We start from the raw sequence: 10,947 nt of genomic DNA on the forward strand, positions 1-10,947 counted from the left end.
CACTTCCTTTTAAAAAACGAGAGAAAACCGAAACGATCGAAAAAATCAGGAGCCCGGATAGAACGGCTTGCCAATGGAAGCTGGCATATTAATCCGAATCCAGCGGGGATTGCGAGAGATCAGCGCCAGCACCACGATGGTCGCCACATAGGGCAGCATGGTGAGGAACTGGCTGGGCACCTCCACCCCAATGCCCTGCAAATGGAACTGCAGCATGGTGACGCCGCCAAACAGGTAAGCCCCAAGCAACACACGTGCCGGGCGCCAGGTGGCAAAGGTGGTCAGCGCCAGCGCAATCCAGCCCTTGCCGGCCACCATGCCCTCCACCCACAGCGGGGTGTAGATGACGGAGATGTACGCCCCGGCCAGGCCACACAGCGCCCCGCCCACCACCACTGCAGCCAAGCGGATGCCACGCACCGGGTAACCCAAGGCGTGGGCCGACTCAGGGCTTTCGCCCACGCTGCGCAAAATCAGGCCGGCCCGGGTGCGGTACAAAAACCAGATCAGGGCCAGCGCAAACAGCACCGTGAGGTAGACCATGGGGTGGTGGCGGAACAATGCCGGCCCCACAAAAGGGATGTCTGCCAGGCCGGGGATGGCGAAATTCGGGCGTTCGGGCATCTTTTCCTGCACATACGAGATTCCGGCAAAGGCCGAGAAACCCGCCCCAAACAGGCTCAGCGCCAGACCGGTGGCGTACTGGTTGGTGTTGAGCCAGATGACCAACACGCCAAAGATGGCCGCCATGCCAGCGCCAGCGGCCATGCCAGCGGCAAAACCGGCCACGTCGCTGCCGGTGTGCACCACCGCGGCAAACCCGGCGATGGCAGCGCACAGCATCATGCCCTCGGCGCCCAGGTTCACGATGCCGGCTTTTTCGTTGATCAACAGGCCCAGCGAAGCAATCGCCAGCACGGTGCCCGCATTCAGGGTGGCTGCGATGAGCAGTGCGTAGGAATCCATTATTTTTTACCTCCTGCAGCGGCGGACGTGACCCACTTGAGGCGGTAGTTGACCAGCGTGTCACAGGCCAGCAGGCTGAACAGCAGCAGGCCCTGGAACACCCCGGTCAGCGACTTGGGCAGGCCCAGGCGCGACTGCGCCAGCTCGCCACCGATGTAGAACATGCTCATGAGCAGGGCCGAAAACACCATGCCCACCGGGTGCAGGCGCCCCACATAGGCCACGATGATGGCGGCAAAGCCGTAACCCGCAGGCACATAGGGCGTGAGCTGGCCAATGGGGCCGGCCACCTCCAGCGCGCCAGCCAGCCCGGCCATGCCGCCAGACACCAGCAGCGCAGTCCACAAGGCGCGGCGCGACGAAAAACCGGCGTAGCGCGACGCCGCAGGCGCCAGGCCGCCCACCTGCTGGGCAAAGCCGGCGCGGGTGCGGAACAAAAAGATCCAGACCCCGGCCACGCCCACCAGCGCGAACAGCACCCCAATGCTCATGCGCGAGCCCTGAAACAGGCGCGGAATACGCGTGGCCGCCTCAAAGGTTTTGGTCTGTGGAAAGTTATACCCCAGCGGGTCTTTCCAGGGGCCGTAGACCAGATACCCCAGCACCTGCACCGCCACATACACCAGCATCAGGCTGACCAGGATTTCGTTGGCATTGAACTTGTCGCGCAAAAAGGCCGTGAGCCCGGCCCACACCATGCCGCCGGCAATACCCGCCAGCGCGATGGGCACCACAATCCAGCCGCCCGTGGTTTTCTCGGCCAGCAAGGCCATGCCGCTGGCAGCCACCGCACCCAGGATGTACTGGCCTTCGGCGCCAATGTTCCACACATTGGAGCGAAAACACACTGCCAGCCCCAGGGCAATCAGCAACAGCGGCGTGGCCTTGACCACCAGCTCACCCAGCGCATAACCGCTTTTGATGGGCTCCCAAAAGAACACCAGCAGGCCGCGCACCGGGTCTTTGCCCAGCAGCGCAAACAGGATGACCCCAATGATGACGGTGACCAGCAGTGCCAGCAGCGGCGAGCCATAACTCCAGGCCTGGGACGGCTGGGGCCGCGCTTCGAGTTTGAGTCCGGACTTAGCCATGGGCCACCTCTGCACGCGCTGCGGGCGCAGCGCCCTCCCACAAACCACTCATCCACTCTCCAATCTTTTCCACCGTGGCCTCGGCCACCGGTACTGAGGGCGACAACTTGCCGCGTGCAATCACATGCAGGCGGTCGCTCACCTCAAACAATTCGTCCAGCTCTTCACTCACCACCAGCACGGCACAGCCCGCGTCGCGCAGCGCCAAGATGGCACCGCGGATTTGTGCGGCCGCCCCCACGTCCACACCCCAGGTGGGCTGGGACACGATGAACAGCTTGGGCGCCGCATCAATCTCGCGGCCGACGATGAACTTTTGCAAATTGCCGCCCGACAGCGAACGCGCCGCCGCCGTGGGGCCGTTGGCCTTGACGTTGAAAGCTTTGATGATGCGGGCCGCGTGGGCCTCCAGCTGGCGCACCTTGATCCAGCCACCGGCAAACTTGGGCGCGGTGATGGATTCGGTGCGTGTGAGCAGCAGGTTGTGCGCCAGGCTTAGCGTGGGCACGGCACCGCGGCCCAGGCGTTCTTCGGGCACAAAGTGCAGGCCCAGCTTGCGCCGCCCGCCGGGGTGCAGGGCCGACACATCGGTCTGCCCCATACGCACTGAGCCCTTGGGCGCGCGGCAGTCTTCGCCCGACAGCGCGTACAACAATTCCTTTTGGCCATTGCCCGACACACCGGCAATGCCCACCACTTCGCCACCGTGCACGGTGAGGGAGATGCCATTCAAATCGACGCCAAACTGGTCTTCACGGGCCAGACTCAGCTGACTGACGGTCAGCACGGGCAAGCCGGCTTGCTGCGGCCGGTGCTCCAGCTGCGGCGGCTCGGCGCCAATCATCAAGCGCGAGAGGGAGGCGTTGGATTCTTCGGCCGGGTTGCACACCCCGGTGACCTTGCCGCCGCGCAGCACGGTGCAAGCGTTGCACAGCTCGCGAATCTCGTGCAGCTTGTGGCTGATATACAGAATGCTGCAGCCCTGCGAGGCCAGCTTCTTCAGCACCACAAACAGCTTTTCCACCGCCTGCGGTGTCAGCACCGAGGTCGGTTCGTCCAGGATCAGCAGCTGCGGGTTGGTCAGCAGCGCACGGATGATTTCCACGCGCTGCATCTCGCCCACGCTCAAGGTGTGCACCGGGCGGCTGGGGTCAATGTCCAGACCGTATTCGGCCGCCTTGGCGGTGATGCTGGCGGTGACTTGCTCCAGGCTTTGCGCCTTGTCCAGCCCCAGCCACACGTTCTCGGCCACGGTGATGGTGTCAAACAGGTTGAAGTGCTGGAACACCATGCTGATGCCCAGCGCCCGCGCTTCTTTCGGGTTGCGAATGTTCACGGGTTTGCCGTTGAACAGCACCTGGCCGGCATCGGGCTTGATGGAGCCATAGATGATCTTCATCAGCGTGGACTTGCCGGCGCCGTTTTCACCCAGCACTGCGTGGGTCTGGCCCGGCAACACGGTGAGCGAGACGTCGCTGTTGGCAATCACACCGGGGTAGGCCTTGGTGATGCCGGTGAGCTGGAGCCTGGGGACAGAGGAATGAGGAGAGTCTGGTGCGGGGGTTGCCATGGGTGCGTGTCTCTTATTCTTTTCGGAGTTCGGCCGCCACCGACTTGATGCGCTCGCGCAACCACTTGTTGGAGGCGCTGGTGTGGGTGCGGGCGTGCCAAAGCTGGTAATACATCATGCGGGGGAACTCCACGGGGCAAGGCAGTATTTTGACGGGCAGTGTGTCCACAAACCGTTCGCAGTACTGCCTGCCGGTGGTGAGCACCAGCAAGGTTGATGCCACCATGCCCGGAATCAGCCCGAAATGCGGGCAACGCGCCACGATATGGCGCTGCAGGCCCAGGCCGCTCAGGTGGTCGTCGATCACGCCCTTGGCACCGGGGTGGGTGGCGCCGGGCGCAATGTGCTCGGCCTCCAGCCACGAGGCCTGGTCCCAGCCGCGACGCACCGCGGGGTGTTTTTTGGACACCAGGCACACCACCTCGTCGCCAAACAGGCGGCCCAGGTGCAGGTCGTCGGGCGGTTGCGGCCAGTTGCCAATCACCACGTCAATGTCGCCCTGGGCCAGCAGGGTGCGGTAGTCGCTGGCGCCAGACAAGGGGTGGATCTCAATCTCGGCCATGGGCGCATGCGACTTGATCTGCGCCACCAGCTGGGGCAAAAACAGCGGGTCCAGGTAGTCGCTGGCAGCCAGGCGGAAGGTGTTGCGCGCCGTTGCGGGCTCAAAGCCGCGGGCGTCAGAAAACAGCATCTCGGCGGCACGCAATATGCTGGCACTGGGTTCGAGCATGCGCAGCGCCGTTTCGGTGGGCACCATGCCAGAGCCGGAGCGCACCAAAAGTGGGTCACCGGCAAAGTCGCGCAGGCGTTTGAGCGACGCGCTCACCGCCGGCTGGTGCATGCCCAGACGGATGGCGGCTTTGGAAACGCTGCGCTCGGTTAACACGGTATGAAGGACCCTGATCAGATGAAGGTCTATCTTGTCGAAAAGGGATTGGTCTCTCATACAGGCGTGTAAATTGGTGCCATATGCTAATGCGTATGGGAGCCGTGCCCCTCCCGACTTACCCTCCCGCACGAGGAACCCATTCCATGACAACCCAAGTTTTAAGATTCATCCGCCGCGGCGAGATCGTGACGCTGGCCGATGTGCCCCCCACCCGCACCTTGCTGGAGGTGCTGCGCGAGGACCTGCACTGCACCGGCACCAAGGAAGGCTGCAACGAAGGCGACTGCGGTGCCTGCACCGTGGTGGTGGGCGAAGAAGTGAACGGACAGCTGCAGACCAAGGCCGTCAACAGCTGTATCAAGATGGCGCACAGCCTGGACGGCAAGGCGCTGTGGACGGTGGAAGACATTGCCTCCGACGACGGCTGCCTGCACCCCGCGCAAGAAGCCATGGTGCAGTGCCACGGCAGCCAATGCGGCTTTTGCACCCCCGGCTTTGTGATGAGCCTGTTTGGCCTGTACCAGCAGCACGCCCACACCGGCCAGCCCATCACCCGGGCCGACGCCCTGCACGCGCTCAGCGGCAACCTGTGCCGCTGCACCGGCTACCGGCCGATTCTGGACGCCGCCCAGGCCATGCTGGGCCTGCCCGCCGTGCCAGTGGACGAGGCCAAAACGCTATCAAAACTGAAGCTGCTTGCGCATATTCCACGGGGGCTAGAGGCAGATTTGGCTTATAAATCGCCCACCACGCTGCAGAGCCTGCTGGCCGCGCGCGCGCAGTACCCGCAGGCGCAGATCGTGGCTGGCTGTACCGATGTGGGTCTGTGGGTCAACAAGATGCACATGGACTTTGCCCAGGTGCTGGACGTGACCCAGGTGGCTGAGTTGCGCCGCGTGGAGCAATACCCCCACCACATTGCCATTGGCGCCGCGGTAACGCTGACCGACGCCTTTGCCGCGCTGGTGGCCGACCGGCCGCAGCTAGGCGCCTTTGCCAGCCGCTTTGCCGGCCTACCGGTGCGCAACGCCGGCACGCTGGGCGGCAATGTGGCCAACGGCTCGCCGATTGGAGACTCCATGCCGCTGCTGATTGCGCTGGGTGCCAACGTGGTGCTGATGGCGCTGCGCCGGGGCAAGGTGGTGCACCGCGAGCTGCGGCTGGAAGACCTGTACACCGGCTACCGCAAGAATGTGATGGCCAAGGACGAGGTGCTGGCCTGGATCAAGGTGCCCAAGGCGGTGGCCGCCGAGCGCTCGCGTGTTTACAAAATATCCAAACGCTTTGAAGACGACATCTCCGCCGTCTGCCTGGCGCTGAACCTGCACATCGTGAACGGCAAGGTGGCGCATGCCAGCATTGGCGTGGGCGGCGTTGCCGCCACATCGGTGCGGGCGCTCAAAACCCAAGCCGCCCTAACCGGTCAGGCGTGGACGGCCGACACCGTGATGACGGCCATGGCCACGCTGCGCGCCGAGTTCTCGCCCATCTCGGACATGCGGGCCAGCAGTGCCTACCGCACCGAGGTGCTGGGCAACCTGCTGCAGCGCTACTGGCTGGAGAGCCAGGGCCAGAGCGCCATCAACCTCGAAAGCTTTGTGCTGGAAGGAGAAGCCGCATGAGCGCCGCGCCCCTCACCTCTTCCGCCCTGCCCAGCCTGTCGCCCACCGTGCTGGAGGCTGCCCCCACCCCGCGCGGCCCCGCCTCTGGGGTTAACCAGTTTCACGAAAGTGCCGTGGCCCAGGTGGCCGGCGCCGTGCACTACATCGACGACCTGCCCGAGGTGCGCGGCACGCTGCATGCGGCACCCATCCTCTCGACCATCGCGCACGGCAAGCTGCTGGGCGTGGACAGCAGCGCCGCCCTGGCGATGCCCGGCGTGGTGAGCGTGGTGCTGAGCGAGGACATTCCGGGCGACCCCATGCTAGCCGCCTTTGCCGGCGACGAGCCCGTGTTTGCCATGGACACCGTGCAGTTTGTCGGCCAGGTGGTGGGCGTGGTGGTGGCGCAGACCGCCATGCAGGCGCGCCACGCGGCGCGCAAGGTCAAACTGAACATCGAAGCCCTGCCCGCCGTGCTGAGCGTGCAGCAGGCGCTGGACGCCAAGAGCTTTGTGCTGCCGCCCGTGACCGTGAAGCGCGGTGACGCCGCCGCTGCACTGGCCCAGGCCAAGCACACGCTGCACGGCACGCTGGAGGTGGGCGGCCAGGAGCACTTTTACCTGGAAGGGCAGATTGCCTACGCCATGCCGCTGGAGCAAAACCAGTGGTGGATTTACAGCAGCACCCAGCACCCGGGCGAAGTGCAGCACTGGGTGAGCCACGCGCTGGGTATCGACAACCACGCGGTGCGCGTGGAGTGCCGGCGCATGGGCGGCGGCTTTGGCGGCAAGGAAACCCAGGCCGGCCACCTGGCCGTGTGGGCCGCCGTGGCCGCCACCAAGACCAAGCGCGCCGTCAAGCTGCGCATGGACCGCGACGACGACTTCATGGTCACCGGCAAGCGCCACCCGTTTGCCTACGAATACCACGCCGGCTTTGACGACAGCGGCCGCCTCACCGCACTGCAGCTGCAGATGGCGGTGAACTGCGGCTTCAGCGCCGACCTGTCGGGCCCCGTGGCCGACCGCGCCATCTTCCACAGCGACAACGCCTACTACCTGCAGGATGTGGACATCACGTCTTACCGCTGCAAGACCAACACACAGAGCCACACGGCGTTCCGCGGCTTTGGTGGCCCGCAGGGCGTGATCCTCATCGAGACGGTGATGGGCGACATTGCCCGCCATTTGGGGCTGGACCCGCTGGATGTGCGCCTGCGCAATCTGTACAGCGACGAGGCCATTGCCGGCACCGACCAGAAGCGCGACACCACCCACTACCAGATGAAGGTGGAAGACAACATCCTCCAGCCTCTGCTATCAAAACTAGAGCTTTCCGCGCAGTACCGACGCCGGGTAGAGGCCATTTCTGCTTGGAATGCACAGAGCGCCGTGCTCAAGCGCGGCATTGCCATCACGCCGGTCAAATTCGGCATCAGCTTCACCGCCACGCTGTTCAACCAGGCTGGCGCGCTGGTGCATGTGTACACCGACGGCAGCGTGCAGGTGAACCACGGCGGTACCGAAATGGGCCAGGGCCTGCACACCAAGGTCGCGCAGATCGTGGCGGACGAGCTGGGCATTCCGTTTGCGCGCGTGCTGTGCACCGCCAGCGACACCAGCAAGGTACCCAACGCATCGGCCACGGCGGCCAGCGCCGGCACCGACCTGAATGGCCGCGCCGCCCAGTTTGCGGCGCGCCATGTGCGCGACAACCTGGCGGCCTTCGTCTGCGGGCTGGACGGCTGCGGCGCGGGCGCCATCAAGTTCAAGGGTGGCGAGGTGTTCTCCCCCGTGACCACGCGCAGTTTTGACGAGGTGGTGAAGCTGGCCTATGCCAACCGCATCCAGCTGTGGAGCGACGGCTTCTACCGCACGCCCAAGATCCACTACGACAAGACCACGCTGACCGGCCGCCCCTTCTACTACTTTGCCTATGGCGCGGCGTGTACCGAGGTGGTGATCGACACGCTGACGGGCGAAAGCCGCGTGCTGAAAGTGGACATCCTGCATGACGTGGGCCGCAGCATCAACCCCGCCATTGACGTGGGGCAGATCGAAGGCGGCTTTGTGCAGGGCATGGGATGGCTCACTACCGAGCAGCTGGTGTGGAACGACAAGGGTGTTCTTTCCACCCACGCGCCCAGCACCTACAAGATTCCCACCGCAGGCGATGTGCCCGAGCACTTCAAGGTGGACCTGTGGCCCGAGCCCAACCGCGAGGACAACGTGTTTGGCAGCAAGGCGGTGGGCGAGCCGCCGTTCATGCTGGCCATCAGCGTCTACGAAGCGCTGCGCGACGCCGTGGCACAGGCCAAAGGCGATGGCACCGCCGTGCGGCTGACCGCCCCGGCCACGGCCGAGAACGTGCTGTGCGCGTTACAGTCCAAGGCATGACGCCAGACACCGCCACACCCTCGCTCCCCATCAAGTTGAACATGCCCATTCCCACGGGCGAGCAGCTCAAGGCTGCGCGCGTGGCGGCCGGGCTGAACCAGGCCCAGGCCGCCGAGCTAATGGGTTATTCGCTGCAAACCGGCAGCCGCGGCGGCCTGCAGTCCCGCACCTGGCAGGCGCTGGAAAGCCCGACCGACGAACGCTGCATGCAGGGCCCCATGTTCGCCATGTTTTTGCTGCTGACGGGGCAGCACCCCGAGTTGGGTTTGGTGAAAAAGGCTGACCCGGCGGCGCCTGGTACCGGCGAGTAAGCCGCTCAGGGCTTGGCACTGGCCTGCAACAGCGCCACCATGGCCTGGTAACCGCGGGCCTGGGCCAGCTGCAGCGGTGTGTGGCCGCTGCGGTCGGTCAGTTTTGGGTTGGCCCCGGCCGCCAGCAGCTGGCGCACCACATCGGTATGGCGCGCTCCACCATCCCCCAGCACCACGGCCTCAATCAGCGCCGTCCAGTGCAGGTTGTTCACATGGTCCAGCGGCGCACCGGCCGCAATGAGCTGGCGCACCACGCCCGCGTGGCCCAGGTGCGCAGCGGCAATCAGCGCCGTGCCTTCATAAGGGCTCGTCGTGTTCTTGGCACTGGTACCCAGCTGCAACAGCAACGCCAGCGTCTCTTCGTCATTCGCTACCGAGGCAATCGTCACCGGGTCGTACTGCTGGACCTCCATGGCGTTCAGGTCGGCACCTGCTGCTGCCAGCAGGCGAATCGCTTCGCGCTGGCCCGCAAAAGTGGCCACATGCAGCGGTGTGCGCTGCTGTGCGTCACGTACCTCCAGCGCCGGCTTGGTCGCCAGCAGGGTGCGCAGCTTGGCCACATCACCGCGGTGCGCTGCACCCAGCAGGCCCGTGTACTGCACGGCCTGGGCCGCGCTGGGCGCAACCTGCGCCTGGGCGGGGGCCAGCCCCAGCAGAGCCCAGGTGATAGCAATGGCGGAAAGAGGCTGGCGCATGACGAGACCTTACTTCAGCAGGTCAGCCACGGTGGCGATGGCCGCCACAGCGCACTGCTCGTCCAGATGGCCGCCAGGTGCGCCGCCAATGCCCACGGCACCAATCACTTCGTTACCCACCTTCACCGGCACACCGCCACCCACCAGCAGCATGCCCGGCAGGTAGACCAGCGTGGCGGCTGCGGGGTTCTTCTGCGCGTTTTCCATCATGGCCAGCGTGGTGTTCTTGGCGGATGCGGAGGTATAGGCCTTGGCGCGGCTGGCTTCCACGGTGTGGGGGCCGGCGTTGTCAGCGCGCTGCACAGCACGCACGGTGCCCGCACGGTCCACCACGGTGGTGGTCACGGCATAGCCCTTGTCCAGGCAGGAGGCGACGGCGGCGGTGGCAATGCGGTTGGCCAGGTCCAGCGACATGTTGTGCTCGGTGCGCACGGCCTGGGCTTGCGCACCAGCGGCGGCGAACAGGGCGATGGAGGCAATGGCGAGGGCAGACAGGGACTTGTTCATACGGTTCTCCTACAGGGTTTTAAGGGACGGCAGACTGTTGTTTGCCGTTGGGAGAACTGTAGAAAAAGAGGGCTCTGCGGGGTATTCGTAGGCTTACGCGTGGGGGTCCGTAGAAATACGGAGATTGGGATGGCTGCGTACTCAGAGAATCACAGAGCACTCTTTCGGAAAGAATGGAGCGCCTTCACGGTACATCACTGCCTTTGTCGTCTGGTTCGAAGAGTGGCGAGTATTCCGAAAGCTCTCTCTGAGAGTCAGGATTTGGCATGACAGAAAAGAAAGCATCAGCTCTGGCCAAGAAACCTTCAACTTCGCCCTCAAAGACTTCATTCAGTACCAACTTGCAGCCTTCTCTTGTGATGCTATCCATAGCGGCATAGTCCCACGAGCGTTTGCATGGCCAGGCCTTCAGCAACTTTGCAGTAGGCGCAGAAGTACGATGCTCATTGAGTCTTCGAACTACGTTATCAGCGAAGCCGATCTTGATTCGGTTTGGCAGCGCCTCGGGAACAAGCTGGATGAGATAGAAATGGCCAAACCTATCGAATTTGGCTTCCTCGACAGTTCCTGTTTGAGGCCCTCGGCGCGCCTGGTAGCTTGCAATGAGACGTTCAGCGTCATCTTTTGCTAGGAGAACTTTGTCACCTTTTCCACGCTGTATTTCGATTCCGAGCGTTTCTGACTCTTGCGCGATCAACCTACGTACTGTCCGGTTGTCTACGACTAAGCGAGCCGCGATTTCTGCAAGGCCAACGAGTTCAGGCATGACGCACCTCACGACGTCCAACGCAATATGTGTCGCAGACCCTGCGGTTTAATCTGAACATCCAATCCTCCCGAAATTAGCTTGCTTGTTAGCACTGCAGCAAACGCACTGTTTACTCATGCAGCTACATGTTTGTCGTGAAAGCCCCGCACATT

At 64.0% G+C, this 10,947-nt stretch carries 10 protein-coding genes; 3 read left to right on the plus strand and 7 right to left on the minus strand.

Annotation, left to right across the window (positions count from 1 at the left end; translation table 11 throughout):
- Positions 1–45: 45 nt before the first annotated feature.
- The 4 genes from AC097A_RS04325 to AC097A_RS04340 are packed head-to-tail and all read right to left on the minus strand — an operon-like array spanning position 46 to position 4,573.
- A complete protein-coding gene (locus AC097A_RS04325; protein WP_105262639.1) occupies positions 46–966 on the minus strand; it encodes an ABC transporter permease in 921 nt (306 codons plus the stop codon).
- Positions 966–2,057 (minus strand): ABC transporter permease, encoded by a 1,092-nt coding sequence (locus AC097A_RS04330; RefSeq protein WP_479619893.1) that lies wholly within the window; start codon positions 2,055–2,057, stop codon positions 966–968. Before AC097A_RS04330 ends, AC097A_RS04325 begins: the two co-directional genes overlap by 1 nt.
- Complete coding sequence (locus AC097A_RS04335; protein WP_479619894.1) at positions 2,050–3,627, minus strand: ABC transporter ATP-binding protein; 1,578 nt, start codon at positions 3,625–3,627, stop codon at positions 2,050–2,052. The genes AC097A_RS04330 and AC097A_RS04335 overlap by 8 nt, the downstream gene beginning before the upstream one ends.
- Positions 3,628–3,640: 13 nt before the next feature.
- Positions 3,641–4,573 carry a LysR family transcriptional regulator gene (locus AC097A_RS04340; protein ID WP_315480747.1) on the minus strand — a complete coding sequence of 311 codons (933 nt, stop codon included), beginning with the start codon at positions 4,571–4,573 and terminating at the stop codon, positions 3,641–3,643.
- 86 nt (positions 4,574–4,659) lie between these two features.
- Between AC097A_RS04340 and xdhA the strand changes: the two genes are divergently transcribed.
- From xdhA to AC097A_RS04355, 3 genes are read left to right on the plus strand one after another with little or no spacing between them, the layout of a single operon-like run.
- Positions 4,660–6,138, plus strand: coding sequence for a xanthine dehydrogenase small subunit (gene xdhA, locus AC097A_RS04345; protein WP_479619895.1), 1,479 nt, complete (start codon positions 4,660–4,662; stop codon positions 6,136–6,138).
- Positions 6,135–8,513 carry a xanthine dehydrogenase molybdopterin binding subunit gene (xdhB, locus tag AC097A_RS04350; RefSeq protein ID WP_479619896.1) on the plus strand — a complete coding sequence of 793 codons (2,379 nt, stop codon included), beginning with the start codon at positions 6,135–6,137 and terminating at the stop codon, positions 8,511–8,513. The genes xdhA and xdhB overlap by 4 nt, the downstream gene beginning before the upstream one ends.
- A complete protein-coding gene (locus tag AC097A_RS04355; RefSeq protein WP_479619897.1) occupies positions 8,510–8,824 on the plus strand; it encodes a helix-turn-helix domain-containing protein in 315 nt (104 codons plus the stop codon). The genes xdhB and AC097A_RS04355 overlap by 4 nt, the downstream gene beginning before the upstream one ends.
- A gap of 5 nt (positions 8,825–8,829) precedes the next feature.
- Here the strand turns inward: AC097A_RS04355 and AC097A_RS04360 are convergent, their stop codons facing one another.
- The 3 genes from AC097A_RS04360 to AC097A_RS04370 all read right to left on the minus strand — a co-directional run bounded on the left by AC097A_RS04360 (position 8,830) and on the right by AC097A_RS04370 (position 10,792).
- A complete protein-coding gene (locus AC097A_RS04360) occupies positions 8,830–9,519 on the minus strand; it encodes an ankyrin repeat domain-containing protein (protein ID WP_479619898.1) in 690 nt (229 codons plus the stop codon).
- A 9-nt stretch (positions 9,520–9,528) separates the two neighbouring features.
- On the minus strand, positions 9,529–10,026 hold the full coding sequence (locus tag AC097A_RS04365) for a GlcG/HbpS family heme-binding protein (RefSeq protein WP_479619899.1): 498 nt from the start codon (positions 10,024–10,026) through the stop codon (positions 9,529–9,531).
- A 184-nt stretch (positions 10,027–10,210) separates the two neighbouring features.
- Positions 10,211–10,792 carry a hypothetical protein gene (locus AC097A_RS04370; protein WP_479619900.1) on the minus strand — a complete coding sequence of 194 codons (582 nt, stop codon included), beginning with the start codon at positions 10,790–10,792 and terminating at the stop codon, positions 10,211–10,213.
- Positions 10,793–10,947 lie beyond the last annotated feature (155 nt).

The organism is Rhodoferax sp. XS2R6, from assembly GCF_056521365.1.

Coding starts and splice junctions, on each gene's coding strand:
- AC097A_RS04325 (WP_105262639.1), bottom strand. CDS start 966: ATGGATTCCTACGCACTGCTCATCGCAGCCACCCTGAATGCGGGCACC.
- AC097A_RS04330 (WP_479619893.1), bottom strand. CDS start 2,057: ATGGCTAAGTCCGGACTCAAACTCGAAGCGCGGCCCCAGCCGTCCCAG.
- AC097A_RS04335 (WP_479619894.1), bottom strand. CDS start 3,627: ATGGCAACCCCCGCACCAGACTCTCCTCATTCCTCTGTCCCCAGGCTC.
- AC097A_RS04340 (WP_315480747.1), bottom strand. CDS start 4,573: ATGAGAGACCAATCCCTTTTCGACAAGATAGACCTTCATCTGATCAGG.
- xdhA (WP_479619895.1), top strand. CDS start 4,660: ATGACAACCCAAGTTTTAAGATTCATCCGCCGCGGCGAGATCGTGACG.
- xdhB (WP_479619896.1), top strand. CDS start 6,135: ATGAGCGCCGCGCCCCTCACCTCTTCCGCCCTGCCCAGCCTGTCGCCC.
- AC097A_RS04355 (WP_479619897.1), top strand. CDS start 8,510: ATGACGCCAGACACCGCCACACCCTCGCTCCCCATCAAGTTGAACATG.
- AC097A_RS04360 (WP_479619898.1), bottom strand. CDS start 9,519: ATGCGCCAGCCTCTTTCCGCCATTGCTATCACCTGGGCTCTGCTGGGG.
- AC097A_RS04365 (WP_479619899.1), bottom strand. CDS start 10,026: ATGAACAAGTCCCTGTCTGCCCTCGCCATTGCCTCCATCGCCCTGTTC.
- AC097A_RS04370 (WP_479619900.1), bottom strand. CDS start 10,792: ATGCCTGAACTCGTTGGCCTTGCAGAAATCGCGGCTCGCTTAGTCGTA.